General features: G+C 53.0%; 29 protein-coding genes and 1 riboswitch. Of the genes, 15 read left to right on the top strand and 14 right to left on the bottom strand.

What is annotated here, in order from left to right; genetic code table 11:
• Positions 1-49: 49 nt before the first annotated feature.
• From I9W95_RS13555 to I9W95_RS13535, 5 genes are all read right to left on the bottom strand, one after another.
• Positions 50-283, bottom strand: coding sequence for a GNAT family N-acetyltransferase (locus tag I9W95_RS13555; protein ID WP_225675781.1), 234 nt, complete (start codon positions 281-283; stop codon positions 50-52).
• 15 nt (positions 284-298) lie between these two features.
• Positions 299-607 (bottom strand): DUF3301 domain-containing protein, encoded by a 309-nt coding sequence (locus I9W95_RS13550; RefSeq protein ID WP_225675779.1) that lies wholly within the window; start codon positions 605-607, stop codon positions 299-301.
• A gap of 52 nt (positions 608-659) precedes the next feature.
• Positions 660-2,108 (bottom strand): DEAD/DEAH box helicase, encoded by a 1,449-nt coding sequence (locus I9W95_RS13545; RefSeq protein ID WP_225675911.1) that lies wholly within the window; start codon positions 2,106-2,108, stop codon positions 660-662.
• Between the two features lie 129 nt (positions 2,109-2,237).
• Positions 2,238-4,130 carry a transporter substrate-binding domain-containing protein gene (locus tag I9W95_RS13540; protein ID WP_225675777.1) on the bottom strand — a complete coding sequence of 631 codons (1,893 nt, stop codon included), beginning with the start codon at positions 4,128-4,130 and terminating at the stop codon, positions 2,238-2,240.
• A 68-nt stretch (positions 4,131-4,198) separates the two neighbouring features.
• Positions 4,199-5,977, bottom strand: coding sequence for a DUF3592 domain-containing protein (locus I9W95_RS13535; RefSeq protein WP_225675776.1), 1,779 nt, complete (start codon positions 5,975-5,977; stop codon positions 4,199-4,201).
• 87 nt (positions 5,978-6,064) lie between these two features.
• On the opposite strand from I9W95_RS13535, the gene I9W95_RS13530 reads away from it, so the two are divergent.
• The 6 genes from I9W95_RS13530 (at position 6,065) to I9W95_RS13505 (ending at position 13,278) form a co-directional block, all read left to right on the top strand.
• Positions 6,065-6,619, top strand: a complete 555-nt coding sequence (locus I9W95_RS13530; RefSeq protein ID WP_225675775.1) for a hypothetical protein — start codon at positions 6,065-6,067, stop codon at positions 6,617-6,619.
• A 74-nt stretch (positions 6,620-6,693) separates the two neighbouring features.
• Positions 6,694-7,023, top strand: a complete 330-nt coding sequence (locus tag I9W95_RS13525) for a hypothetical protein (protein ID WP_225675773.1) — start codon at positions 6,694-6,696, stop codon at positions 7,021-7,023.
• Positions 7,024-8,241, top strand: a complete 1,218-nt coding sequence (locus tag I9W95_RS13520; protein ID WP_225675771.1) for a cation:proton antiporter — start codon at positions 7,024-7,026, stop codon at positions 8,239-8,241.
• A 172-nt stretch (positions 8,242-8,413) separates the two neighbouring features.
• Positions 8,414-9,409, top strand: coding sequence for an HlyD family secretion protein (locus I9W95_RS13515; protein ID WP_225675769.1), 996 nt, complete (start codon positions 8,414-8,416; stop codon positions 9,407-9,409).
• A gap of 9 nt (positions 9,410-9,418) precedes the next feature.
• Positions 9,419-12,154, top strand: a complete 2,736-nt coding sequence (rbbA, locus tag I9W95_RS13510; protein WP_225675766.1) for a ribosome-associated ATPase/putative transporter RbbA — start codon at positions 9,419-9,421, stop codon at positions 12,152-12,154.
• Positions 12,154-13,278, top strand: coding sequence for an ABC transporter permease (locus I9W95_RS13505; protein ID WP_225675764.1), 1,125 nt, complete (start codon positions 12,154-12,156; stop codon positions 13,276-13,278). The genes rbbA and I9W95_RS13505 overlap by 1 nt, the downstream gene beginning before the upstream one ends.
• Before the next feature lie 16 nt (positions 13,279-13,294).
• Here the strand turns inward: I9W95_RS13505 and I9W95_RS18595 are convergent, their stop codons facing one another.
• On the bottom strand, positions 13,295-13,669 hold the full coding sequence (locus I9W95_RS18595) for a VF530 family protein (RefSeq protein WP_404818755.1): 375 nt from the start codon (positions 13,667-13,669) through the stop codon (positions 13,295-13,297).
• Positions 13,659-14,951, bottom strand: coding sequence for a glycosyltransferase (locus I9W95_RS13495; protein ID WP_225675762.1), 1,293 nt, complete (start codon positions 14,949-14,951; stop codon positions 13,659-13,661). The genes I9W95_RS18595 and I9W95_RS13495 overlap by 11 nt, the downstream gene beginning before the upstream one ends.
• 125 nt (positions 14,952-15,076) lie before the next feature.
• Here I9W95_RS13495 and I9W95_RS13490 point away from each other — a divergent pair, with 125 nt between their 5' ends.
• The 5 genes from I9W95_RS13490 to I9W95_RS13470 all read left to right on the top strand — a co-directional run bounded on the left by I9W95_RS13490 (position 15,077) and on the right by I9W95_RS13470 (position 18,292).
• The gene (locus tag I9W95_RS13490; RefSeq protein WP_225675760.1) at positions 15,077-15,892 is read left to right on the top strand and encodes a hypothetical protein; all 816 of its coding nucleotides are present in this window, start codon (positions 15,077-15,079) and stop codon (positions 15,890-15,892) included.
• Positions 15,893-15,978: 86 nt separating this feature from the next.
• Entirely contained in the window at positions 15,979-16,545 is a 567-nt protein-coding gene (locus I9W95_RS13485; RefSeq protein WP_225675757.1) for a hypothetical protein, read from the top strand.
• A gap of 155 nt (positions 16,546-16,700) precedes the next feature.
• Complete coding sequence (locus I9W95_RS13480) at positions 16,701-16,907, top strand: DUF2798 domain-containing protein (protein ID WP_225675755.1); 207 nt, start codon at positions 16,701-16,703, stop codon at positions 16,905-16,907.
• Positions 16,908-16,931: 24 nt separating this feature from the next.
• A complete protein-coding gene (locus tag I9W95_RS13475; RefSeq protein ID WP_225675753.1) occupies positions 16,932-17,492 on the top strand; it encodes a nucleoside 2-deoxyribosyltransferase in 561 nt (186 codons plus the stop codon).
• A gap of 95 nt (positions 17,493-17,587) precedes the next feature.
• Positions 17,588-17,740: riboswitch (FMN riboswitch) on the top strand.
• An 84-nt stretch (positions 17,741-17,824) separates the two neighbouring features.
• Entirely contained in the window at positions 17,825-18,292 is a 468-nt protein-coding gene (locus I9W95_RS13470) for a 6,7-dimethyl-8-ribityllumazine synthase (protein ID WP_225675751.1), read from the top strand.
• Between the two features lie 92 nt (positions 18,293-18,384).
• Here I9W95_RS13470 and I9W95_RS13465 read toward each other — a convergent pair whose 3' ends face one another.
• From I9W95_RS13465 to I9W95_RS13450, 4 genes are all read right to left on the bottom strand, one after another.
• Positions 18,385-18,807 (bottom strand): hypothetical protein, encoded by a 423-nt coding sequence (locus tag I9W95_RS13465; RefSeq protein ID WP_225675749.1) that lies wholly within the window; start codon positions 18,805-18,807, stop codon positions 18,385-18,387.
• A gap of 156 nt (positions 18,808-18,963) precedes the next feature.
• The gene (locus tag I9W95_RS13460) at positions 18,964-19,269 is read right to left on the bottom strand and encodes a hypothetical protein (RefSeq protein WP_225675746.1); all 306 of its coding nucleotides are present in this window, start codon (positions 19,267-19,269) and stop codon (positions 18,964-18,966) included.
• A 578-nt stretch (positions 19,270-19,847) separates the two neighbouring features.
• The gene (locus I9W95_RS13455) at positions 19,848-20,273 is read right to left on the bottom strand and encodes an ankyrin repeat domain-containing protein (RefSeq protein WP_225675744.1); all 426 of its coding nucleotides are present in this window, start codon (positions 20,271-20,273) and stop codon (positions 19,848-19,850) included.
• A 90-nt stretch (positions 20,274-20,363) separates the two neighbouring features.
• On the bottom strand, positions 20,364-20,873 hold the full coding sequence (locus I9W95_RS13450) for a hypothetical protein (protein WP_225675742.1): 510 nt from the start codon (positions 20,871-20,873) through the stop codon (positions 20,364-20,366).
• Positions 20,874-21,404: 531 nt separating this feature from the next.
• Here I9W95_RS13450 and I9W95_RS13445 point away from each other — a divergent pair.
• Positions 21,405-21,593 carry a hypothetical protein gene (locus tag I9W95_RS13445; protein ID WP_225675740.1) on the top strand — a complete coding sequence of 63 codons (189 nt, stop codon included), beginning with the start codon at positions 21,405-21,407 and terminating at the stop codon, positions 21,591-21,593.
• A gap of 17 nt (positions 21,594-21,610) precedes the next feature.
• Here the strand turns inward: I9W95_RS13445 and I9W95_RS13440 are convergent, their stop codons facing one another.
• Both I9W95_RS13440 and I9W95_RS13435 read right to left on the bottom strand, forming a co-directional pair.
• On the bottom strand, positions 21,611-21,877 hold the full coding sequence (locus tag I9W95_RS13440) for a hypothetical protein (protein WP_225675738.1): 267 nt from the start codon (positions 21,875-21,877) through the stop codon (positions 21,611-21,613).
• On the bottom strand, positions 21,874-22,350 hold the full coding sequence (locus tag I9W95_RS13435) for a hypothetical protein (protein ID WP_225675736.1): 477 nt from the start codon (positions 22,348-22,350) through the stop codon (positions 21,874-21,876). The genes I9W95_RS13440 and I9W95_RS13435 overlap by 4 nt, the downstream gene beginning before the upstream one ends.
• 312 nt (positions 22,351-22,662) lie before the next feature.
• Here I9W95_RS13435 and I9W95_RS13430 point away from each other — a divergent pair, with 312 nt between their 5' ends.
• From I9W95_RS13430 to I9W95_RS13420, 3 genes are all read left to right on the top strand, one after another.
• Positions 22,663-23,472: a TatD family hydrolase gene (locus I9W95_RS13430; RefSeq protein WP_225675734.1), complete on the top strand. Its 810-nt coding sequence runs from the start codon at positions 22,663-22,665 to the stop codon at positions 23,470-23,472.
• A gap of 9 nt (positions 23,473-23,481) precedes the next feature.
• Positions 23,482-23,817, top strand: coding sequence for a hypothetical protein (locus I9W95_RS13425; protein ID WP_225675732.1), 336 nt, complete (start codon positions 23,482-23,484; stop codon positions 23,815-23,817).
• A 331-nt stretch (positions 23,818-24,148) separates the two neighbouring features.
• A complete protein-coding gene (locus tag I9W95_RS13420; RefSeq protein ID WP_225675730.1) occupies positions 24,149-24,496 on the top strand; it encodes a carboxymuconolactone decarboxylase family protein in 348 nt (115 codons plus the stop codon).
• A 55-nt stretch (positions 24,497-24,551) separates the two neighbouring features.
• Here I9W95_RS13420 and I9W95_RS13415 read toward each other — a convergent pair whose 3' ends face one another.
• Positions 24,552-24,899 (bottom strand): RidA family protein, encoded by a 348-nt coding sequence (locus I9W95_RS13415; protein WP_225675728.1) that lies wholly within the window; start codon positions 24,897-24,899, stop codon positions 24,552-24,554.
• Positions 24,900-25,073: the final 174 nt, after the last annotated feature.

Below are 25,073 nucleotides of genomic sequence, written 5' to 3'. Positions count from 1 at the left end.
AAAACCGGCTGTAGGAGCGGGCCATGCCCGCGAAGATGAACCGCCAGTCTTACAGAAATTTTCTAACATACCAGCAGCTGGCATCAATATTCAGCTGCTGCTCACGCGCCCATTTCAGTCCTTCCTCGACCAGCAGCTCTGCCAGCCCCTGACCACGCAAACGGAAAGGCACATAGGTGTGGGTAAAATCGACATGATTACCCTGCACCACATAGTCCAGTACGCACTCGTGATCGTCTTTACAAAGAATAAAACGCTGCTTGTCCGGCTGATGTTCAATCATGCTGACTCCGGGAATTTATTGAATACGATGAGTCTGCAGGCGCAGACCAATAACCGAACGCCCCGCCAGAATAACCTGCCCCTGATAGCGTTCATCACCGGTGGATGAAAATTCAAAACGATAGGTACGGTGCAAACGACGGCCACCGGGACCGTTGCGCACAGCCATAGATACCAGTTGCAGGGTATCGTCCAGCAGCTGTACGTCTTCTTCGGCACAATGTCTGCGCACGGCAGTCAGCGCCTTAATGCGGGCCTGTTGCTGGCGATTCCAGAACAGATAAAGGAGAGCTAATAAACTGAGGAAAAATATCCAGCCGAGCATAGGTTACTTCCGACACAAACTAAGGCCAGAGTAACCTATCCCCTCAAAGCTGTCAGTCAGCTTTAGCAGCCTGACCCGGACGCTTACGCGGACGGCGACGTGGCGCAGATGGCTTGTCGCCATTCTGTGCGGACGTTTTTACAGCGCCCTGTGGACGCTTACCAGGCGCGGCACCAGAAGATTTGCCTGCTGGCTTCTGCCCGCCGTTTTTAGCACTGCTTTTAGCACCCGGGTTTGCCGCACGCTTCTGGCCAGAGCCATTGCCCTCGCGACGCGGCGGACGCTGTTCAGCATTGCCACTCTGCTCTTTCGGCTTCTTCGCTTTCTTGGGTTTCTTCGGCTTGCGCGGTACCGACACCGGCAGTTCGACCGTCGGCTCAAAGCCTTTCAGCACACGGCGTTCGATGCTTTTACCGATCAGGCCTTCGATACTTTCCAGCTCTTCCAGCTCTTCCACACACACCAGCGATACAGCCTCACCACTGGCACCGGCGCGCCCGGTACGGCCAATACGGTGGACGTAATCCGCTGGCACATTCGGTAATTCGAAGTTCACCACATGCGGCAGTTGTTCGATATCCAGACCACGGGCGGCGATATCCGTTGCCACCAGCACAGCAATGTCACCACTGCGGAACTCGGCCAGCGCACGGGTACGAGCCCCCTGACTCTTATTGCCATGGATGGCGGCAGCGGTAATGCCTCGTTCTTCCAGAAAACGCGCCAGACGGTTTGCACCGTGTTTGGTACGCATAAATACCAGCACCTGTTTCCACTGATTGTCCTTCAGCAGGCTGGCCAGAATACGCGGTTTGGCGCTCTTGTCTGATGGGATCAGCCACTGCTCAACGCTGTGCGCCGTGCTGTTACGCGGGCTGACATCAATCTCCAGCGGATCATGTACCAGACCTTTAGCCAGAGCACGGATTTCGCTGGAGAAGGTTGCGGAGAACATCAGATTCTGACGACGTTCCGGCAGCAATTTCAGAATGCGACGGATGTCATGGATAAAGCCCATATCCAGCATACGGTCGGCTTCGTCCAGCACCAGACATTCCAGCTCGTCGAAGCGCACCGCATTCTGCTGGTACAGATCAAGCAAACGTCCCGGACAAGCCACCAGCACGTCGATACCTTTACGCAGTGCCAGCATCTGCGGGTTGATACCCACGCCACCAAACACCACAGTTGAAGTCAGTTTCAGATAGCGACTGTATTCCTGCACATTGTCACCGACCTGAGCAGCCAGCTCACGCGTCGGCGTCAGAATCAGCGCACGCACGCGGTTGGCGGACGGTTTCTTGCCCTGCGCCAGACGGTGCAGCAATGGCAGGGTAAAACCGGCGGTCTTACCGGTGCCGGTCTGAGCAGCGGCCATCACGTCACGGCCCTCAATAATGGCCGGAATTGCCTGCTGCTGTACCGGAGAAGGCTGGTCGTAGCCCTGATCGGCGACCGCGCGGAGGATGGGTTCTGCTAACCCGAGATCTGAAAACTGGATCATTAAATCTGTGTCTGCCAGCGGTAGAGCACCGCAGTTGGAAGTGAATAGGCGGCGAACTCTAATGCAAGGCAGCAGCCCAGTCCACTGCAACCGGGCCAGTTTGTGAATCAGACAGGTCTGGCAGCACTAACGACTACTGCTGCCCGAATGTTTCTGCATCAGCTTTTTCACTGGCCGCATGACCAGAAAGATCAGCACCAGCGGCATCAGCAACAACCAGACAATGGTGATCACCATGGCCGACACCGACAGTTCGTGCAGTGCCCGCTCATAGACCTTTTTCGCCGGAATCATTAAGGCGAAATACTCGGGCGGTGTCTGATCACGGGTGAATACAGAAGCAAAGGAAAAATACGCCTCGCCGTTCAGAGTAACCTGCGACACCAGATTCTGTTGCAGGGGCTGCTGCGGTAATTCCTGCAAGTGCTTGTACGGCACCACTGACATACGACCAACGCCACTCTTTGTATTGGCGCTGAACCATTTGTTACGCAGTTCGTTGATGGCTTCGGCAGGAATTTTCACCAGCGCCTGATCAATAATCTGCGCCAGCGGCTCGGCTCCGGGGCGTACTTTAAAATGCAGCGTTGTAGGCAGATCGGCCAGAGGAGCCAGGCTGGTGTCCATTTTCAGACCTGTCAGGTAGTACTGACGAATACCCTGACCCAGAATCAGCGCAGTATCCAGTGTGGCATCGGCTTCGCCGCGGCTGACCTTAAGCAGGGCCGTGCGCGCGTCGGCAACTTCCAGCACCTCGATATGCGGAAACATTGCCCGCACCTGCGGGATGACAGACCAGCCACTGATCATCACTAACCGTTTACCATTGAGCTGCTCAAACGAATCAATGTCGTCTTCACTGCGAGTCACCAGTGCAAAGGGCAGATCCACGATGGGCAGCGTCAGGCTTCCGCCAGAGGCATTGCTTGGCCCCACCGGCTGCAGAATTTCTATTTCACCCCGATCAAACTGTTCAGCCAGTTGGCCCCAGGTGTAGCCATTAACAAACGCCAGCGGCATGCCGGTCATCGACGATACCAGGCGCAGTATATCCACGCTGTAACCATGAGGTTCGCCCGCCACAGCAAAATCAATCGGTGCCCAGTCGGTTTCGTTGGAAGCACGAATGCTGCCCATGCTGTTCAGGAAACTACGCTGTTCTGCCGTCAGCGCAATGCGTGGAGAAAACGGCAGCTTGCGCGCCTGCTCATCGCGAACGTTCGATGCCAGCAGCTCGCCATTTTCCTGAAACAGGAATAGCTCGCCTTCCGCACTCAGCGCCTGCGCGCGCAGGTGAGCAGTCATGGTTGAAAAGGTGATATCCAGACCGAGAACATGCTCGCTGCCGGGTAATTTCATGACAAAGCTCTGACCCGGAGCCTGCAGATGCTGAAACAGATAAGCCGGTGTTTTCACCGCTTCGCTGGTGCCAGCGCTGGTGTACCACAATCGTTCCCGCACATCGTAGTCGCTCACTTCTGAACGACTGAAGTTCAGCTCAAACGCATCGCTGTAAAAATCGAAATGGCGCTGGCGTTGTTCTCCCTCGCCTTCCACCCGGATCACCACCCAGCGATCCGATGGGGTGGCATTTAACTGACGCCGCACAGCATCGCTGCAGTTAAGATTAACCAGCTCAAACAAATCACCATTGTCGAAACCGATATACAGCGCATAAAACAGAGGGGTGGCGCGCATCACCTCGGCAAACAGCGCGAGCGTGTCTTTGTGTACCCAGACATCACGCTGCGGATCGCTGCTTGTAATCAGGGATGGGAATCGGGTCAGTACTCTGACCGTTTCACTGGCTTTTCCGTCAATATTGGCGAGGTAGTCACGGGTTGCGGTTGCCGTCAGACGGTATTTATCTTCCGCCGACTCCACCGCCAGCTGACGACTGAAATAGTAATGCAGACTGACCGACAAAAGCGCCGTTAACAGCGTCACCATAATGACAACCAGCGACAGTAGCTGACGCGCTCTCAGATTGCTGCGTCCCGCATCATCATTCCAGACCATCGACTCCCTCCTGTAAGGCTGCGGCTAACACGGTTTACCAGAGCCCGTTTCAATTCATTAAACAGGCACTAGTTAAGTTCATCATCCAGCGCAGCGGTTAAGGTATCTACAATACGCTGACGCAGTGACTCTGCAACATCCTTGCCGAGAATCCCCTCCGCCAGAGTGACCTTTTTACCGTCTGCCTCAGCGACAATACGGAAATACTCTTTCTGCACACCGTCTGTCCCACTTGTCGTCAGCGACTGAGCCACACTGAGCTGAGCGGCGCTATTCAGGGCGACCGTGCGGCGATACAAGCGCATACCGAACATGCTGCGAATCGCCGTTGCACTGCCCGGGCGAATTTCCGCCTCAAGGCCGCGGCCCAGCCAGAAGATTCCCATCGCCAGCACGCCAAAGCCCACCAGAGAAAAAATGGCTGCCATAAACCACAGCATACCGCCCTCTTTTGCCGCCTGATGGAACAGAAACATACCCGAGCCGCCAAAGATCAGACCAAACAACACTGGTACCAGCCCGGCCGTCAGATGACGGCCCTGCTCACTTTCCAGACGCAGGAAGTCTGCTCCCTGCTGATGGTTAATCTGCTCCAGCGCACTGCTGTCAGCTTCCTGCCGCCGCACACGCTGGCGCTGTTCACGCTCATGTTCAGACAGCGGCTGAGTTGCGGCACCGCTTCCTGCCACCACCGGCAGCGTCCACTGTCGCTCGAAACTGATCTGATCGCCTTCCGCCATCTGCAGTAAGCCTTCACAGTTAAGCAGCCACTGTATTGATCCACGATAGCCCGACTGGCGGCCACTGCCGGGATGTTCCGCCGGCACATCAAATAACGCGCGCAAGCTGCCATCGTCCTGTTGCAGAGCAGGCATTTCCTGCTGAAACAACACCTGGCGACGAGTGGTTCGGTCTTTTCCGGATCCCGTCTGATACACATGCACACACTGCAGCCGGAAACGCGGTGTACGCATAAAACGACCATTGTTCAGCTGGAAAGAACCACCTACCTGGCCACCGGCATAACCCGGTGCCGGGTCGGGAAAAAACGGTGTTTTGCCGATGCGTTTCCAACGGCGGATATTACGCAGCCCGCTGGTCAGCATCAGCCCACCGACCACCGGAAAAATCAGCACCGCAAGCACAGCACTATTGCCTTTGGCCATCTCTTCAGGGATCGCCAGCCCACCAATAACCACGCCGGAACCGGCGAACACAGCGCCCATGCCGGCAAGTATCTGATAGCCGGTAAGATTGCCGCTGCTGATGCCTTCAGCAGCGCTGCTACCGTCAAGGATATTATCCATTGCCTCACTGGTTTTCGCCGAACGCAGCGTTGCCCACAGAATCAGTCCGGCAATACCGCAGAACATCACCATAAACAACAGACCAAACATAAACTGTCCGAAGCGGTAGCTGCGATCGAGCACAGATTCACCCGGGTTATCCGGATTAACCCAGGCATGAGACTGGCCCCGGCGGCGCTCGTAGCGCAGGCGTCCCTCCAGATCCTGCCAGAAGCTGCCAACATTATCGCTGCCGCTGTAAAGCGAAACGCCCTCGCTGTGAAAGCTTTGTCCGTACCATTGATAGCTGTAGCGAGCACTGACACTGTAGGTGGTGGAATCATCACCTCGATGAGAATTGAGCTTGAGCGATTCAATCGTAACCGGCACCGACTGCCAGCCCTGCGCTTCGAGCCAGCGAATCGCCGGCACGACCGAGGAGAAAATAAACACGCCTGTGCCGGCAATGAAAAAAATACTAAGAAAGACGTAGATCCCGATCCGGCCACGACGTTTAGCAGCAACCCGATCGTTGGCGGCTGGCGTTTTCTGCTTGTTCATTCTGCTCTCCGGCAAAGGATGGTCATGGCCATAATGGCTGCAATATGGCAGCCTGAGGTTTCAACACTATAACAACGGACGTTCACCATGAACCACCTGCGCAACTGGCTGGGTAATCCTCGCATTGCTCTGCTGTTTTTCATCATTTATGTGATTTCTCAATCCCTGATTATCCGCGTGCTGCACGCTGGCAATGCCGATGCGCTGCTGATTCAGTTGCAGCTCACCTATGATGCCGACACATTCAATCAATTATTAGCACAAGCCAGCAGCGCCCAGATTGCGGCACTGCAGGGCCATTATTTTTACGATTTTATCCATCCTGTGTGGTACGGAATGTTAGCTCTGTCACTGACCAGCTGGTTGCTTAATATTAATCGCCTGTCACAGGGCTGGAGTCTGGCACTGATTCCAGCCATTATTTTTCCGGCACTGGATGTACTGGAAAACATTCTGCACAGCCCGTGGATTTTTCAGACAGCCACGTGGATTTTTCAGACAGCCACCGCCACAGACCCGCTGGTGCTGATTGCCGGTATCGCGGCGACCGTAAAATGGTCGCTGGCAGCGGTTTATCTGCTGGCAGCGCTGCTGCTCAGCGGCCGCTACTGGCTGCTGCGCCCGCAACTTCAGGCAGCCTGAACACTGGCCGGGGATTCTTCTTTCCGGCCAATACTCTATACTGTGTGGTTTACCTCTCTGCGACGTGGTTACCGATGAAGAAACGCCCCACCAAACGCGATTTACGCGATCAGCTGGATCAGGAAGTAGCCGCTTTCCTGCAGCAGGGTGGCGAGGTGAAAACCGTCGAACGCGGCACCAGCGCGCTGATCAACGGTCGCTTTATTGATCATTCGTTGCCGTTTGAAAAACCACGCGAAGAACGTACACCCGTGTCCGATGTGTTAAAAACCATCGACCAGCGTAAATCGACCAAACGTCAGTCGGCTAAAAGCACCACCCCGAAAAAGTCCTCCCGGCCGCGCAAGAAAATTATCTACGATGACTTTGGCGAACCACTGCGCGTTATCTGGGAAGAAGACTGAATGCTGGACAGCCCCTTAGCGCTGATCATCGCCGCGGCGATTTTTCTTTACGGTTTGCTGTCGCGAAAAACAGAAAAAGCAGCGATTACCGCCCCGATGATGTTCGTCGCCTTGGGCATGCTGTGTGGTCCGCTACTACTGAACTGGTCAGCACCGGAACTTGAAGGTGGCGGTCTGATGTTGCTGGCGGAACTGAGTCTGGCGCTGATTCTGTTCACCGACGCCAGCCAGATTGAGCGCTCTCACCTGGTACGTTTTGAAAACCTGCCCATCCGCTTACTGGCCATTGGTCTGCCCCTCACCATACTGCTTGGTGCCCTGCTGGCGCACAGTCTGTTTGCCAGTGGCTGGCTGCTGGCGGCTTTGCTGGCCATTATGCTGGCGCCGACCGATGCTGCACTGGCGCAATCGATTTTTCACAAGCGCGACATTGATGAGTCCCTGCGTCATTCCATTACCGTGGAAAGCGGCCTGAACGATGGCATTGCTCTGCCGGTACTGTTATTTGTGCTGGCCTTACTGGCTGGCAGTCAGCAAGGTGACAGCCACCATGTTGATCATCTGCACTGGTTGCTGTTTATCGGCCAGCAGTTTCTGATTGGTACCCTATGGGGCTTTATGACCGGCCGCATCGGCGGCGCGCTGTCGGAACGCGCTGCACATCAGCAATGGATGACGCCTCTGTATCAGCGTTTGTCTGCCCCCGCACTGGCATTAATTGCCTATTCCGGTGCCGAAGTACTGGGTGGCAACGGTTTTATTGCAGCGTTTCTCGCCGGGCTGTTTTTATCGTCACACCATGCGCGTGTGATTGAACGCCTGAAAGAATTCGGTGAAGCCGAAGGCCAGCTGCTCAGCTTGCTGATTTTCTTTTTCTTCGGCCTGATCTTCGTGCCCGATGCCATTCCCTACATGTCACTGAAGGCATTGATATATGCCGTACTGAGCCTGACGGTAGTGCGCATTATACCGGTGTTTATTGCCCTTCTCGGCACCCGTCTGCAGTTTCGTGCCAGCCTGTTTCTCGCCTGGTTCGGACCACGCGGAATTGCCAGTATTCTGTATCTGCTGCTGGTTATGGAACAGCTGGGCTTTACCAGTGCCGCAGATCGCGAGTTCTTCGCCACCACGGTACTGACGGTATTGCTCAGTATTTTTCTGCACGGTTTATCCGCCCGTTTATTCCATCGTCTGCAGCTACCTCCGACCCAGCGGTAACTCAGTGTTTCAGATCTGATAGTAATCTGGGTCAATTCCGCAACTTTGCGGTTATTCGAATTACATACGCCTCAGTTATACTGCTGCTTTCGTTGTCAGCCCGGATTGCTGACTCAGACACCGTCTGACGCTGCTTCTCCGGACCGCTCACTGATTACTGACCGGAGTTCCCATGAAAAGCAGACTGTTCAGCATCCTTGCCCTGATGATTATCGCCCTGGCGGGTGCAACTATCTGGTACCAGACCCAGGGCAATAACCTGCCGCAGGGTATTTATCAGACCAACGGCCGACTCGAAGCCGAACAGGTAGAAGTCGCCACCAAAACCGCCGGACGTATTGCCGAAGTGCTGGTACGCGAAGGTCAGATGGTGCAGGCCGGAGATCTTTTGGTCACCATCGACAACAAACAGCTGCTGGCAAAAAAACGCGAAGCGCAGGCGCAGATTAACGCCGCCAACCTGGCACTGGAAGAAGCCAACGCCGGTGTTGCTCAGCGCGAAAGTGCACTGACTCTGGCCAGCCAGGAACTGAAGCGCACTCAGACCATGTACAAAAAGCAGGTAGCGCCGAAAGAGAAACTGGATCAGGCTCAGGCCCAGTACGACTCAGCCAGCGCCGCTCTGCGTCTGGCGAAAGCCACCGCTGCTCGCACGCTGGCCAGTATTGATGCCGCCAATGCAGCACTGGCCGAGCTGGAAACCCTGCTTGATGACACCCGCATAGTGGCGCCACGTGCCGGTCGTGTGCAGTACGTATTAGCCAATGCCGGTGAAGTACTGGCCGCCGGTGGCCGGGTTGTGACCCTGCTGGATATTTCCGATGTTTATATGACGGTATTCCTGCCAGCCAGCATTGCCGGCAATCTGGCGCTGAACGATGAAGCCAAACTGGTGCTCGATCCGATTCCGGAATACGTGGTACCGGCACGGGTATCTTTCGTCGCCACCGATGCGCAGTTCACGCCGAAGTCGGTGGAAACCAGCGAAGAGCGCAACAATCTGATGTTCCGCGTCAAACTGAGTATTGAACCCGCATTACTGCAGCAGCATGCCGAAAAAGTAAAAACCGGCGTGCGCGGCCTGGCCTATGTACGCACCTCAGAGATGGCCAGCTGGGGCGCAACACTGAGTAAACCACTGCCTGAAAATCCGCTGCACGCTGAGTAAGGAGGCCTTATGTCCGGGGTAGCCGTACTCGACAGCGTCAGCCATCGCTATGGTGAGGTGGTCGCGCTGGATAATGTCAGCCTGACCATACCGGCCGGCGTGATGGTGGGATTCATTGGCCCGGACGGTGTGGGTAAATCGTCGTTGCTGGCATTAATTACCGGTACCCGCAAACTGCAGAGCGGCAGTCTGCAGGTACTGGACGGTGATATGAATGACAAGCACCATCGCCGTCGCAGCTTGCCGCGCATCGCCTATATGCCACAGGGACTTGGGCGTAACCTCTACCCGACTCTGAGCGTGCGCGAAAACCTGGATTTTTTCGGCAATTTATTCGGCCAGAGTGCTGACGAGCGTCGCCAGCGAATTGAACACCTGACCCAGGCCACCGGACTGTTGCCTTTCCTCGACCGTCCGGCGGGTAAATTATCCGGCGGCATGAAACAGAAACTCGGTCTGTGCTGCTCGTTAATTCACGATCCCGACCTGCTGATTCTGGATGAGCCGACCACCGGCGTAGATCCTCTGTCGCGCCAGCAGTTCTGGCAACTGATCAGCGATATCCGTCGCGAACGTCCGCATATGAGCGTATTGGTCGCCACCGCCTACATGGAAGAAGCGCAGCAGTTTGACTGGCTGGCAGCCATGGATGACGGTCAGGTAATTGCCACTGGTACGCCACAACAGCTGCTGGAAAGCACCGGTGAAAACACACTGGAGCAGGCATTTATCGCCCTGCTGCCGGAAGAAAAACGCCGTGAACACCAGACCGTTGTTGTACCGCCAGCGGTGGATTATGACGGTCCGGCGGCCATTGAAGCGCAGCACCTGACCCGCCGCTTCGGCGATTTTATTGCCGTTAACGATGTCTCATTCAGCATTCGCCGTGGCGAGATTTTCGGTTTTCTCGGCTCCAATGGCTGCGGCAAAACCACCACCATGAAAATGATGACTGGCCTGCTGCCATTTTCATCCGGAGAAGCGCGTTTATTCGGCCAGCTACCCGACCCCAACGATATGTCCACGCGCATGCGCGTGGGCTATATGTCGCAGGCTTTTTCGCTGTATTCAGAAATTTCAGTGCTGCAGAACCTGCAGCTGCACGCTCGCCTCTATTCTCTGACGGACGACAAGGCACAACAGCGCATTGACTGGGTGCTGGATCAGTTTGGTCTGCGCGAGGTCGCTGCCAGTCAGCCGGAAAGTCTGCCGCTGGGTATCCGCCAGCGTTTACAGCTGGCAGTGGCGGTATTGCACGAGCCGGATATTCTGATTCTGGATGAACCTACCTCCGGCGTTGACCCGGTCGCACGCGACCAGTTCTGGATTCAGTTAATTCGTTTATCGCGGGAAGAAGGTGTCACCATCTTTATTTCCACGCATTTTATGAACGAAGCGGAACGCTGTGATCGTATTTCACTGATGCACGCCGGGCGAGTTCTTGCGGTGGGTCAGCCACAGGCACTGGCCGAACAACGCGGCTCGGCATCACTGGAAGACGCCTTTGTCGATTATCTGAAAGAAGCGGCGGGCATTAAGTCAGAACAAAGTCAGGCCAGCGCCGACAGCAGTATCGCCCTGACATCGGCAGCAGCGGCAAAACCATCAGCACAGCGGGTTTTCAGTCTGCGCCGTTGGTGGGCCTATGCCTGGCGTGAAGGTCTGGAAATACAGCGCGATCCGATCCGCCTGGCCTTTGCTCTGCTCGGCCCGCTGATTCTGTTGCTGACCTTTGGCTATGGTATTTCCTTCGATGTCGAAGATATTCAGTACGCCATTATCGACCACGACCAGTCACGCGAAAGTCGCCTGCTGATGGAAGGATTATCCGGCTCGCGCTATTTCCAGCAGGTTGATACGCCTGCCAGCCATGAGCAGGCCATTGGTTTAATGCGTAAAGGGGATCTGACCCTGTTAATTGAAATACCACCGGATTTTGGCCGTCACTTTATGCAGGGCTGGAAGCCGGAACTGGGCGTCACCATTGATGGCGGTATGCCATTTAAAGCGGAAACCTCCGCCGGCTATGTCAGTGGTCTTATTCAGCAGGAATTACAGCAAATTGCTCAGCAGTCACCGCACAGCAGTGGATTAACCTTGCCGGTTAATCTGCAAACCCGCTACGAATACAATCAGGCGTTTAAGAGCGTATACGCCATTGTGCCAGGTGTGATTATGCTGATGCTGGCGTTAATTCCGGCAATGATGACCGCTGTGGGTATTGTGCGCGAAAAAGAAACCGGCTCCATTGCCAACTTCTATTCCACACCGGTAACCCGGCTGGAATTTCTGCTCGGTAAGCAGGCACCCTATGTGCTGATTTCCTTTATCAGCTACGGCATTCTGCTGCTGACTTCGGTTACCGTGTTCGGCCTGCCGCTAAAAGGCTCGCTACTGACACTGAGTAGCGGCGCGCTGCTGTATGTCATTACCACCACGGGTTTTGGCAGCGTAATTTCCAGTTTTACCCGCACACAGGTAGCCGCCATTTTCGCCTCGGCCATTCTCAGTATTCTGCCGGCGGTAAACTTTTCCGGCTTACTGGTACCGGTGTCATCACTTGCTGGCCCGGCCTATGGCATTGGCCTGGGCTTCCCGTCTTCGTGGTTTCAGCAGATTTCCATTGGTTCCTTTACCAAGGGCCTGACCTTCGCCGATCTGTGGCACAACCACCTGATGCTGGTTGTCTTTGTTGTTGTATTCACCACGCTGGCCTGGCTTGGCCTGAAAAAGCAGGAGGCCTGATGAAAGCGAAACACGTCGCCCAACTGGGCATGAAAGAACTGTTCAGCCTGCGCTCCGACCCGGTCCTGATCGCGCTGATTATTTATATTTTCAGCGTTGCGGTTTATACCGTGGCCAACGGTGTTTCCTTTGAGGTAAATAACGCCGCGGTCGCCATTGTCGATGAAGACCGTTCGCCGCTGTCACGGCAGATCAGTGCCGCACTGCTGCCACCGCAGTTCAATCGTCCTCAGGCGATTGCTGCGCAGGATGTGAACAAAGCCCTCGATCGTGGTGAATATCTGTTTGTATTGTTTTTTCCACCTGAGTTTGAAAAAGACACCCAGGCCGGGCGCGTACCAGAAGTGCAGTTACTGGTCGACGCCACCGCTATCGCCCAGGCCGGTAACGGCGCAAACTATATTCAGCAGATTATTATTGCCGAAGCGCTGAATGCCGTGCAGCCGGGCATGCAACTGAGCGACGCCATGCCGGTGAATGTCAGCGTGCGCAAGCTGTTTAACCCGAACTCATCATCGGTATGGTTTAACGCATTAATGCAGGTGATTAACAGCGTCACCATGCTTGGCGTTATTCTCACCGGCGCGGCACTTATCCGCGAACGCGAGCATGGTACCGTAGAACATTTGCTGGTGATGCCGGTGACACCCGCAGAAATTATGCTGGCCAAGATCTGGGCCAATGGTCTGGTGATTCTGGTAGCGTCGATGCTGTCACTGAAACTGGTGGTGGAATGGTTGCTGGATGTGCCGGTACAGGGCTCAATTCTGCTTTATATCCTTGCCAGTGCACTGTATCTGTTTTCGGTCACATCGCTGGGGATTATGCTCGGTACCATCACCAACTCCATGGCACAGTTCGCCTTGCTGCTGATACCCATCGTGATTGTGATGTACCTGCTGTCTGGGGGTACGACACCACTGGAGAGCATGCCCGTGTTTCTGCAGCGAGTGATGATGTTTTCGCCTTCGACCCACTTTGTCAGCCTGTCGCAGAATATTCTTTATCGCGGTGCTGGCATCGAAAGTGTGTGGCCGCAGATGCTGATTCTGACCAGCATCGGCGCGGTGTTTTACAGTGTGGCGCTGGCGCGCTTCCGTAAAGCCATTGTCACTATGGGCTGAGTCAGGGCATACCAGCTTATTGCTGATCTTTCTGGCGCGCTGCGGCCCACGGGTCGCCAGCGGGTTTATTACGCTTCTGCTGTTGCTGCGCCGGTTTCTGACCGGCGCTATTGTTGTTGCCCGGACGGCGGTTTTTCTGACGTAATTCCGCCTTAATATCACTCAGGCTTTTACCCTGTTTAAAGGCAATAAAAATACCTTCAACCTCACTGCGCGCCCACGGTGTGCGACGCAGAAACGTCAGGCTGGAGCGAATACTCGGATTCGAGCGAAAGCAATTAATACGCACCATATCGCTCAGCGTCTGCCAGCCGAATTCATCCACCAGCTGATTTAACAACTGCTCCAGGGTAACGCCGTGTAATGGATCGGTGCCCGGTTTATGCGTCATCTGACGGTTCTCCTGCGGGTAGAATAGAGGGTGAGGTAAGTCGGTTTTTTGCTTCAATCCACTGCGCCATATACTGGGTACTTTTCAGGCTGTGGTGGCGCAGCATCATGCCGTAAAAATGCTGCTGACGATGCGCGTGAATATCGTTTTTAATCTGTGACACAGCGGCCTGTAAGCGCACGCTGTGTTCATTATAGGCAAAGCGCCTGGTTAGCAGTGCTGGCCCCTGCTCACTCAGCTGTTGCCAGAGCTGGGCATCCGAATACAGCTGCACCGCCTGCTGTGCCAGTTGTTCAGCACTGTTGGCAATTAATGCGCACGGCTCCGTACCCGTATACATGCCTTCAGCACCAACCGGGGTGGTAACGGCCGGCGTGCCATTGCGCGCGGCATCAATTAATTTCCCTTTTAAGCCGGCACCAAAACGCAAAGGTGCCAGTAATACCCGTGCTGAGCGAACCACTTGCTGTGCATCTTCTGCCCAGCCCTTAACCAGAAAGCCCTGCTTGTCGTTGTGCAGTTGCGTCGCCTTTTTCGGCGGATAAGCGCCGTACACATGCAACTGCGCCTCGGGTAATTGCTGGCGAATCAGCGGCCATACCGCTTCTTTCAGATAACGTACCGCATCCCAGTTGGGTTCGTGGCGGAAATTACCGATCGAGAGAAAGTGCTGGCGCTGGTCGAAAGCCGGTAGGTTATCCGTCTGTGTGGTTTCTTCCATAAACGGCAGGTACAACAACTGCGATGCCGGCACCCGGAACTGCTGCTGCAGCCACTGCATTTCGAATTCAGAAATCATCAATGTCAGATCGCAGCGCAGAATGGCGGCAATTTCACGAATCGCCAGTTCGCTGTGGGCAAACTCATTGCCGGGAATTAACGGCAGGCTGTCCGGCTGGGCTTTCAGCATGGCGTGGCGCGCATGACGCAGCGAGTGCAGGTCTTCAGTATCCAGCAGGCGTACGGCCTGTGGACAAAACTTCTCGACCCGCCAGCCGAACTGTTCTTCCATCATAAAGCGGTCGAACATCACCAGCGCCGGCTGCAAATCGCCGATAAAGGTATCAAAGCTGGTGCTGTTGAGTTCTATACGCTGCGCTTCGATGTTCAGCGCCGCCAGATCCGGCGCATGATCACTGTGCTCAGCCGGGGAGGCATACACCACCTTATAGCCGTCCTGCTGAAATGCACGGATCAGCTGCAGCATACGACTGCCGGCGGCCGACGAGTTCGGCTCCGGCCAGACGTAGCCAATAACAAGCAGAACAGAAGATTGAGTCATCGGCGGATTATAGCCGCTGCACTGGCGACTGACGACAGACGTCTGACGCCCACAGCATTTCTACGCATACAGTCAGCAACGCAGAGTTGTTACACTGGCGCCACTCAATTTCACCGGACCCTGCCGTGTTACTGCTAGCCAAAATTGTGGTGACCTTTCTCACCGTCGTCCTGCTCGCCAAAGTGGCTGAGCGCATGAGCCCACGCCATGCCGGCCTGCTGGCGGGCTTTCCTCTGGGCACCGCCATAGCGCTGTATTTTTTTGGCTGGCAACAGGGGGCCGGGTTTGCGGCCCACAGTGCGGTTTACACCCTCGGTGGACTGACATCTGCAATATGCCTGGCCTGGGGTTACTGGCTGGTAATCCGCTTAAAACCGCAACTACGCTGGCTGCCGCTGGCAGTTGTCTGTGGCTTTACCTGCTTTTTCTCGGCGGCAGCCTTACTGCAGTTTTTACCGGCCCAGCGCTGGCTTAACCTGCTGGTGATTGTCGCCGCCATTCTGCTGTTCCGCACCCTGCTGAAAGGCATTGCCGAAGTGCAGATTGATCGCAGCAAAACACCCACACACGCGCTGGGACAATGGCTGTCGGGCAAAACCGCTACCCTGCTGTTTCGCGCCAGTATTGCCACGGCCTCTATTCTGCTGATTACCGGCCTGGCCGATATTCTTGGCCCGGCCCGTGCCGGTTTGCTGGCTGCCTTTCCTGTCAGTTTTTTCCCACTGATGCTGATTCTGCACATTACCTGGGGCGCTGGCGTACTCAGCACCACCATCAAGCATTATCCCGATGGCATTGGCGCGCTGGCGGTGTATGCACTGGCGGTCAGCTACCTCTACCCGGTACTGGGCCTGCACTGGGGAACCGCGGTTTCGCTGCTGTGCTCCGTCGCCTATCTGCTGCTTTATGGCCAGATTCGTGAACGTGTGATGAAAGGCTGAAAATCTGTTCACAACTGGTACAATGCCCGCCTTTGCTGCCGTGGACACTGTCCGGCAGCCCCACAGCGAAACTGCGGAACCTGACAATGAAAGAATTTACCACTCCGGATTTCCTCAAAGACTTTGCAGACCTGGTGTCTGAAGATGGTCTGAAAACCTCCAATGTCTGGTATCACGGTACTGCCTCTGGCCTGGTATCCAGCATTCAGGCACAGGGCCTGAAAGGCTCCGGCGATGCCGACCTGCACCAGCGCCAGATGAAAACCCTGGGCACCATTGGCCACGAAGCCGTCGACCAGAAAGACCCGGTATTCCTCACCCAGAGTAAAGAACTGGCAGATTTCTGGGCCAACGCCAAAGCGCACACCCGCAGCGTGTACATGGGCCAGGAAGAAAAGCCAGTAGTCTTTGAAGTAACGCTGCCGGAAGAGCTGAACAAACAGGTGATTACCGATGCCGGCGGTGCGGCACTGGTACTGGAGCCGGGTAATATCTACCTGCTGTGGCTGGGCGAACTGTATGAAGCCAACGGCCACAAACTGCCAGAACTGGACTACAAAATGGACCGCATGGACTACATGAACCGTTTAGGTCTGGCCTACTGCGCAGTGGATATTCCAGCCGAAAACCTGATGCTGCTGCAGCCGAACTGAGTGCTGTTAACGCCATAAAGAACGCCCGCGATTGCGGGCGTTTTTGTATCCGACGTCTGCCATTCCCGACTGTGCTGCAACAGTCTGTCCAGAGCCGACTATTTTTTACCCTTGGTAAAAACCTTAGCATGGCAGCTCGAAACAGAGAGATGCTTATGAAACAACGTATCGCCTTTACCCTGATGATGTCATTTGTACTGTCCAGTCTGATGAGCTGCTGGGTAACCTTTATTAACCTGGGTTACAGCGATCAGTTTCTGCATAACTGGGGACGGGCCTTCATTCTGGCCTGGCCGGCCGCCGCCGTTATCGCTTTTGTGTTCGGCCCCCGTATCCAACGCTGGTCAATGCGGTTTAAATAGAGCCTTTCCCGATGGAGAGGCAGTATGAAATACATCTATCTGGCCGGGCCTGAGGTTTTTCTGCCTGAGGCCGATGCCCTCGGCCATGCCAAGAAGCAACTTTGTCAGCAGTATGGCTTCAGCGGTTTGTTTCCGCTGGATACTGAAATCCGCATGGCCGACGATAAAGAGAACCTCGGCTTCGTGATTAGCCGCGCCAACGAAGGCCTGATTCAGCAGGCCGATATCATCATTGCTAACCTCACCCCCTTCCGCGGCCCCAGCGCCGATGTCGGCACTGTGTATGAGCTTGGTCTGGCGCGAGGGTTAGGTAAGGTGCTGGCAGGCTACAGCAACGATCAGACGCCCTTTCTGCAGCGTACCTTTGCCGAATTCGGCAGCGGCGAACTGCACAGCCAGAACAGCGGCGAGATTCACGACCGCAACGGCCATAAAATCGAAGAGTTCGGCCTGGCCGATAACTTGATGATTGAAGGTGGCATCCATGCCGCTGGCGGCCTGTTTCTGACCCATGATGCCCGCCCTGAGCAACGCTATACCGACCTCACCGCCTTCGAACGCATACTGCAGGCACTGGCTGGCTAACGCTTTGTGCAACAATGCGTTCCGGCCAAATGGCGGCAGCGCACTTTGACTAACTGAGCCAAACTGCCTATATTTCGCGCCGCGGTGTTACACCGCATCGTTCTCGGGGCGGGGTGAAATTCCCCACCGGCGGTAACAGCAAAGGCTGAAGCCCGCGAGCGCCTGCTACGGTTCTGCCGCTGCAGGGTCCAGCAGATCCGGTGAGAATCCGGAGCCGACGGTCATAGTCCGGATGAAAGAGAGCGTGTCAGAAACCGGGGCCAGCAAACGGCCACTACCGGCGCCTGTCCGTTCGCCCTGATTCACTGCATTACAGGAAATGAATCAGAGCCATGAACACTTTTGAAGCAAATACCCAACGCATCGCCTTTATCCACGCCAGCTGGCACACCGATATCGTACTGAACTGCCTTGAAGGCTTCCGTAACGAACTGGTCAGCCGTGGTTACAACGCCGACAACATCGACGTGATTCCGGTGGCCGGTGCCTATGAAATTCCACTGCAAGCCAAACTGCTGGCCAAAAGCGGCCGTTACGCGGCAATCGCTGCCAGCGGTCTGGTGGTTGATGGTGGTATCTACCGTCACGACTTCGTTGCCCAGGCCGTATGCTCCGGCCTGATGCAGGTACAGCTGGAAACCGAAGTACCGGTACTCACCGCAGTGCTGACCCCACACAACTTCCACGAACACGACGAGCACAAAAACTACTATGCCCGTCACTTCGTAACCAAAGGTCAGGAACTGGCCAACGCCGCCGACAACGCCATGCGCGTAACCGCAGCGGCAAAAGCGCTGTAAGCAAAGCGTTTTTCTTGCGGGATTAAAAAAGCCTGAGCTCGTTGAGGTCAGGCTTTTTTGTTTTTAGTTTCCGGAGTCGGACACCTCAGAACCTACCAGTAAGTACTTCTCGAAAGTCCTTCGAGCCATTCAATTACAGCCTGTGAATCCCCTGGTTTAGAAGGCAATTCAAACATTCTTCCTTCTGGACTGCCTATTTCTCCACTTAAAAGTGCCATTTTATCATTATTTATGCTGTATAGAATCGCATCACCATGTATTCCTTGAAGTTCCAAAGAGAAACATATTTCCCGTGGTGGCTGACCGAATCGATGTTCCTGTGTAACTGACAACATCGTATCTCCCAATTGAAAATCCCCAAATATTTTTCTCATTGATGAAATCTTTATTGGAGAAATAGAATTAGATTCGGGATCATCTGGGTTGACTAATTTTTTTAGCGTCCACTTTTCAATGCCTGGCACTTCTTTAACAGACTCACGTTTTAAACAAAACATTCTGTGCTTTTTCATCATAGTTCCTTACAAAATTTTCAATCATGAAAGCTATCATACAGAAAAATTTGGATATAATAATAACCGCATAACGCCCCACTAGACGGCGAGCGGAGCTAGTCCTAGTTACGGCCATGCTTTTTTTTGGCCGTAATGGGTTTAAGAGGCTTGTTAAATTTATGCTTCATCAGAAATATCCTCCCATATTTGGCTATATCCGCTATCTGACATCAAGACATCTAATTCATAAGAAACATCAGGCAACATTGACGTATTATCACTACCACCTAGAACCTCGATACCATTCTCTCGATCTTCAGCCATCATATCGATCATCTTCCAAATGAAATAGCTAAAGTACTTTGCATCATCTTCAGACTGCAAACCGGATTCAAGAATTCCTAGAACTTTTTTGTCAGAAAGTTTATTTGCATAATAAGAAACAAGATCACGAACATGAGAATATCTAAATGTTAAAATCACAACGTTACTCCCGCATCTTCAATAACGGACATCCGATCGGCTATCCACTTGAGTTTTTCAACGAGGGAACTAATTTTCATCCGCTCATTTACCGTTAACAAATAATGACCTTTTGCGACTTCGAAGCCCGTCTATCAGGTTGAAATGACAAGCCTGCTGGAATGTCGGCTCTAGATAACACCCAAAACACATCTACATTCTTACTGTGCCACGAGAGACCATTTTATGCGCACTTTTAAGATGCTGCCAGCTTGAAGAAAATGACAACCCCATCTGATCGTCTGGAAGAACCCATTGACCATCTTCAGATAAGGTGTAATCACAGACCCGAATGCCGCAAACTGTACGATATATTCCGTTAGAAACTTCGGGATATAGCGTCGGATTCTGCCCACGGACTGTGGGTCTTGCATAATATCCATCTAGCTCGCTGATTATTTCCCTCAAGTCAGTGAGGCATTTGAATTGCTTGGTCTCATCCATGTCTAAAACATCCGATCTTAAAAATTTAACGCCGCCATAACGGGCCGAGCGTAGCGAGGTCCAGGGCATGTAATGCCCGATCGTTCATGGCCTTGTTAAGCATTTTTCTTGTACTGTGCATAAATATCATCAAGCCCACCTTGTATAGTATTTGCCATATCAATAGGGCTCCTACCGTGTTTATTCTCTAGGTTGGGATTGGCGCCAGCCTTTAACAATGCGACCACGCAACCATATTCTCCTCTGGAATTCATTGTAGCGGTCCATAGTGGGCCGTTACCGTGGGAATCTGTAAGATTGGGATCAGCACCTAACTCCAAAGCCTTTTGTATAGCCTCTGCGTTATTTACTTGTGCATAGAAATGCAGAGGACACCAACCATTATCATCTTGAAGATTAATATCAGCGCCCTCGTTAACTAGTTTTTCAATTTCAGAGGAAGTTTCTGCATAGTGAACCTTAGTTCTGCCGTATTCATCAATTCCTTTTCTTGGATTTCTCTTAGGTACCTTTCCTACCAATGCTCTCTCCTTGATGCTTAACGACTAGGGTAAGGGACCGCCGCTTTTTGGCGGTCCCTGCGACCAACGGGAGCGAACTTGACCCGCTTGTTAAGCGTTTTCATGGAACAGCCACTCCGGATAAACAGATTTTGCTTTTTCTAACACTTGACTAACCGTAATACTAATTTCCTCATCAGTTATGGGCACACCAAGCAACCATTGTATTATTTGGCCATTTGATACTTTTAGTGAAAAGGCTGATGGTATAAAAGCCATATGGCGATATGTGCTTTTGGCATTATGTTTAACCACATCTTCACATACGAGAGGCCATTCACTACACGACCTTTCTTTTAACCAATAAATTGATGATGCTAGTACATTAGGCAGCCATTCCAGGTTGCCATATGAGGCGAACTCGTAATTACCGGGAGGTAATTTTAGGGACATATCGAACGCACCAATAGTTGAAAATAACTTATGTTTAGAAGAGCCAAACTCACCGATAGGAATTGGGTTTGAACCTTTATTATCACGATATGCAGTCATCTTAGCTTCGCCATCGAATTCATTTTTTAGAAAAATGGCTACTTCTTTATGATGCTCTGACGGTGCCAATGTCCTTTTCCTTTTTACGCTTAACAGCTTATTAGTGTGCGTGCGCACTTATCCTGGGAGTCTCTTTCGAGATTTCCCACGTAACTTATTGACCAGCCTGAAAAATCTTCCATAACTCAAAAGTCCCTTCCAAAAAAACGCGCACGCCTGTTAATTCGGTTTTCCTGCGCACATAAACTTGTAAACCAAATTTCTGACCAACTGATATTCAACGGGTTAATCATCCCCTGCTCTGGCAAAACGCGTACACTCGAATGCAAAGCGTGCCAGATTCCGTGTAATCTGGAAAATATACTGTTTACTCAAACAGTACGTCTTTACATTCGCTCAGCCACAAGCAACAGCAGCGAAGCTACCTGAAATCAATGCCCCTGAAACCTACGCCCTGAGTTCAATACTCTGATCACTGACTGTCATTAATAACAGAAAACTCAGCTTGACAGACTAGGTAACAAGTACTGGTTTTGGCAGTGTATGTCCTTCCCTCAAGCCGCTATAATCACGCCGTTATCCACAGCCAGATCCTGACTCATGAGTAAGAAGAAACGCGACATTACCCACTATGGTCTGCCGATCATTGAGACCCACTTTCATCTCGACTACCTGAAAGAAGGCAGCACCGATGAGATTCTGGCTGCGGCCCGGGCTGTGGGCGTGGAGAAGTTCATGACCATCAGTGTCACTCCGGACAATATGCCGGTGGCGCTGGATCGGGCATAGAAATATTGAGAATAGAGCTAAGGAATCTCGTTATCCCAAACATCTGAATAGCCTGCGTTACCACAATGAATATGTAATGTGGTGTATATCTTTTCCAGAACATAATCCATATCTTTCCTATCAACCGTCTCATCTACTATTTTCCAGTAGAACTTTGCCAAAGCTGAAGCTTCCTCTTCGGAGGAAACGCCAGATTCAATAACTTCAGAAATTTTTGAATCACCAAATTCATTGGCAAAATCGATTAAAATTTCTTTCTCTTTTATATCTTTAAAATCAATCATAACGCATCCTGTGCATCCCGAATTACAGACATTCTATCAGCAACCCACTCAAGTTTTGAACGAAGCTCTGAAACGGTCATTCTCTTAGTTGCAGCAAGAAGATAGTGCTGCTTCTTTTTGTCTCTGGGATCGGCAATAAACTCCAATCCATCAGGAATATCTGCCTTTTCCAGTACCCAATACACGTGAACTCTTTGTTCAGGGTTTCGTTTAGACTTCATTCGATGAATACCCTTCAGGTGCTGCCAGTGAGCAGAAAATGACAGACCATGCTCAGAGGAAGGAATAATCCAGTTCCCGCAGCCCGAGAAAATATAATCGTCCCTTTGGATACCATTCACAACTTCCCGGTTAGAACTTTTTGGATTGAGATGCAATGTTGGGTGCTCGCCTTCTACAATTGGCCTGGCAAACCATTGGCTCAGTCGCTGTATTGCATCTCTTAAGTCTTCCGTTGTTTTAAACTGTTCCACTCCATCTCCTTATGGTTCAGCGATTCCAAACATTAACCGTTCACTGGCTTCATATTTGATTTCATTTCTAAGCCTGGCATTGAGTCTACCGACCTAATCCGCGACGATCACCACTACCATTTACCTATTTATCAGAATGAAATCCGCACAGAGTTCCCGCAGCGAGTATACACGCTACAAATGCATACAGATCTTACGAACCAGGTACTAACTTCAGGCTTTGCTCAACAGCCTCCGCCATAACTCGCATAGTGTATGTCCTTCCCCCAAGCCGCTATAATCACGCCGTTATCCACAGCCAGATCCTGACTCATGAGTAAGAAGAAACGCGACATTACCCACTATGGTCTGCCGATCATTGAGACCCACTTTCATCTCGACTACCTGAAAGAAGGCAGTGCCGATGAGATTCTGGCTGCGGCCCGGGCTGTGGGTGTAGAGAAGTTCATGACCATCAGTGTCACTCCGGACAATATGCCGGTGGCGCTGGATCTGGCGCAGCAGCACAGCGACCTGTTCTGCACCTTAGGGGTTCACCCGCACGATGCGGCGCTGTTTAACGACGAAGCAGCGGCCTATATCAGTACTCATGCCATTCACGACAAGGTGGTCGCCGTGGGCGAGATCGGCCTGGATTACTACTACGACCACTGTGACCGTGAGGTGCAGCGCCAGGTGTTTGCCCGTCAGCTGCAGCTGGCGGTGGAAAGCGAGCTGCCGGTGGTGATTCACACCCGTGAAGCCGATGAAGACACCATGGCCATCCTGCGTGAATACGCCCCACAGATGAAACGCAAAGGTGTGGTACACAGCTTTACCTCGGGAATGGAACTGGCACAGCTGGCGGTGGAACTGGGTTTCTGTCTGGGCATTAACGGCATTGTGACCTTTAACAAAGCCGACAACGTGCGTGAGGTGGTGGCCGCTACGCCACTGGAAAATCTGTTGCTGGAAACCGATGCCCCCTACCTGACACCGGTGCCGTATCGTGGTGCTGAGAACGCTCCGAAATTTCTGCCGTTTGTAGCGGAAAAAATCGCCGAAGTGAAAGACCTGCCGATAGCCGACGTGATTAAAGCCACCTACCAGAATTCGCTTCGCGAATTTTTCCCGGCTGGTTAAGGCGCAACCGTGTTTGGCTGTCTGCCCGATTGTGAATTGTCTGAACTTGGGGTAATCGACAGCCTGTGGCTGCTGGCCTTTGGCGTGACCGTGTACGCACTGTCGCGCCTGTGGGCGAAGTGGGCGTTTACCCGCAACCAGCACCCCGTCAGCGATTTACGCTGGCATATTCCGCGCTTTACCTACATCGCTTTTATTACCCTGATGCTGACGTCAGTGCCACTGTATACCTTTGTCAGCGCAGATACTGGTTACTGGTACAGCCGCTTCTTCCTCGCTCCCACCATGATGATTGCCTACTTCGCCTGGCTGCTGGTTGACAGTACCGACCCGCGTAAGAAATAGTGGCTGTCACATAACATGGCTGCCACATAACATACTGGAAGGTAATATCACCGCGCAGAAGGTCTACCGCGCTGCCGGATTTGCCGGTTATGAACTGGACCCGGCGATGGGCAAAGCACTGTTCTGGCAAAAAGAGTTGTAAATACCGAAGACTGACATAAATACTCAATACTCCGGGTATTACCCTTACCAGGGGCTGAAGATTAAGATGGTAGATTCTACTGTCTCAACGGATGTCTTGCAGAAAACTGCATGATGCTCCGATGGTGATTACGCCACTCAGACCGTAAACTAAAACGCCGCTAGCCGACGACGATCATGGAGAAACGCGATGAAGAACTTTCCCGAACACTTCAAAGAACTCAATGCCTGGATGCAAAAACTGGGCGTCGAGATTCCCGGGGTTATGCAGAGCTTTGGCTCTCTGCACGAAGCCAGTCTGCAAAGCGCGGCGCTGGATAAAAAAACCAAAGAACTGATCTCTCTTGGCATTGCGATTACCGTCCGCTGTGATGGCTGTATTTCGTTTCATGTGCACGATTCGCTTCAGGCCGGTGCCAGCAAGGAGGAAATAGCCGAGACTGTCGGTGTTGCTATTCTGATGGGTGGTGGCCCTTCCGTTGTGTATGGCATTGAAGCGATGCAGGCCCTGAGTCAGTATCAGCAACAGGGCTTGTAAATCAAAAGACAGTAACGGGCTGGTTATTCTGGCCCGTCTGCGTTCTGGCCACGACTTATACTGCCGCGACTACCTTAATCTCGACCTTCCAATCGGGGCTGGCCAGCTTAGCTTCCACCGTAGCTCGGGCCGGTGCACAGCCAGGTGCCAGCCAGGCATCCCAGACTTCGTTCATCGCTGCGTAGTCATCGAGGCTGGCCAGATAAATAGTGGCATCCACCAGCTTGCTTTTGTCACTGCCCACGCGGGTTAACAAACGCTCGATCTGCGCCAGCACATCGCGGGTCTGCTCGCGTGCATCTGCGCTTTCCACTTCTGGCACCATACCGGAACAGAACATCAGTCCGTTGACAATTACGGCTTCTGAATAGCGGGTTTCAGGATCAATACGTTCAATGGTCATAGAGGGCTTCTCCGACAGATGCGATCAGATGGCAGTGTAGCAAACTGCTGTGGACAAAAGAGTATGGCGCAGGGCACTGCTGTCCCACAGTTTTAAAGATATCTGTTTTCTACAAACGACTTTTAAATCCGCAGTGCCTACTGCCTACCCGGGGAACTTACCGAGCGTCGGACC

The sequence above is a fragment of the Thalassolituus marinus genome (assembly GCF_020320395.1).
Classification (GTDB): Bacteria; Pseudomonadota; Gammaproteobacteria; order Pseudomonadales; family Oceanobacteraceae; genus Venatoribacter; species Venatoribacter marinus.
Note: the sequence above shows the minus strand (reverse complement) of the source record. Positions and strands in the feature narration are given on the sequence as shown.

Bases quoted from the DNA above. Each gene is read 5' to 3' on its own strand.
- I9W95_RS13555 (WP_225675781.1), bottom strand. From the start codon at position 283: ATGATTGAACATCAGCCGGACAAGCAGCGTTTTATTCTTTGTAAAGAC.
- I9W95_RS13550 (WP_225675779.1), bottom strand. From the start codon at position 607: ATGCTCGGCTGGATATTTTTCCTCAGTTTATTAGCTCTCCTTTATCTG.
- I9W95_RS13540 (WP_225675777.1), bottom strand. From the start codon at position 4,130: ATGGTCTGGAATGATGATGCGGGACGCAGCAATCTGAGAGCGCGTCAG.
- I9W95_RS13535 (WP_225675776.1), bottom strand. From the start codon at position 5,977: ATGAACAAGCAGAAAACGCCAGCCGCCAACGATCGGGTTGCTGCTAAA.
- I9W95_RS13530 (WP_225675775.1), top strand. From the start codon at position 6,065: ATGAACCACCTGCGCAACTGGCTGGGTAATCCTCGCATTGCTCTGCTG.
- I9W95_RS13525 (WP_225675773.1), top strand. From the start codon at position 6,694: ATGAAGAAACGCCCCACCAAACGCGATTTACGCGATCAGCTGGATCAG.
- I9W95_RS13520 (WP_225675771.1), top strand. From the start codon at position 7,024: ATGCTGGACAGCCCCTTAGCGCTGATCATCGCCGCGGCGATTTTTCTT.
- I9W95_RS13515 (WP_225675769.1), top strand. From the start codon at position 8,414: ATGAAAAGCAGACTGTTCAGCATCCTTGCCCTGATGATTATCGCCCTG.
- rbbA (WP_225675766.1), top strand. From the start codon at position 9,419: ATGTCCGGGGTAGCCGTACTCGACAGCGTCAGCCATCGCTATGGTGAG.
- I9W95_RS13505 (WP_225675764.1), top strand. From the start codon at position 12,154: ATGAAAGCGAAACACGTCGCCCAACTGGGCATGAAAGAACTGTTCAGC.
- I9W95_RS18595 (WP_404818755.1), bottom strand. From the start codon at position 13,669: ATGACGCATAAACCGGGCACCGATCCATTACACGGCGTTACCCTGGAG.
- I9W95_RS13495 (WP_225675762.1), bottom strand. From the start codon at position 14,951: ATGACTCAATCTTCTGTTCTGCTTGTTATTGGCTACGTCTGGCCGGAG.
- I9W95_RS13485 (WP_225675757.1), top strand. From the start codon at position 15,979: ATGAAAGAATTTACCACTCCGGATTTCCTCAAAGACTTTGCAGACCTG.
- I9W95_RS13480 (WP_225675755.1), top strand. From the start codon at position 16,701: ATGAAACAACGTATCGCCTTTACCCTGATGATGTCATTTGTACTGTCC.
- I9W95_RS13475 (WP_225675753.1), top strand. From the start codon at position 16,932: ATGAAATACATCTATCTGGCCGGGCCTGAGGTTTTTCTGCCTGAGGCC.
- I9W95_RS13470 (WP_225675751.1), top strand. From the start codon at position 17,825: ATGAACACTTTTGAAGCAAATACCCAACGCATCGCCTTTATCCACGCC.
- I9W95_RS13465 (WP_225675749.1), bottom strand. From the start codon at position 18,807: ATGATGAAAAAGCACAGAATGTTTTGTTTAAAACGTGAGTCTGTTAAA.
- I9W95_RS13445 (WP_225675740.1), top strand. From the start codon at position 21,405: ATGAGTAAGAAGAAACGCGACATTACCCACTATGGTCTGCCGATCATT.
- I9W95_RS13440 (WP_225675738.1), bottom strand. From the start codon at position 21,877: ATGATTGATTTTAAAGATATAAAAGAGAAAGAAATTTTAATCGATTTT.
- I9W95_RS13430 (WP_225675734.1), top strand. From the start codon at position 22,663: ATGAGTAAGAAGAAACGCGACATTACCCACTATGGTCTGCCGATCATT.
- I9W95_RS13420 (WP_225675730.1), top strand. From the start codon at position 24,149: ATGAAGAACTTTCCCGAACACTTCAAAGAACTCAATGCCTGGATGCAA.
- I9W95_RS13415 (WP_225675728.1), bottom strand. From the start codon at position 24,899: ATGACCATTGAACGTATTGATCCTGAAACCCGCTATTCAGAAGCCGTA.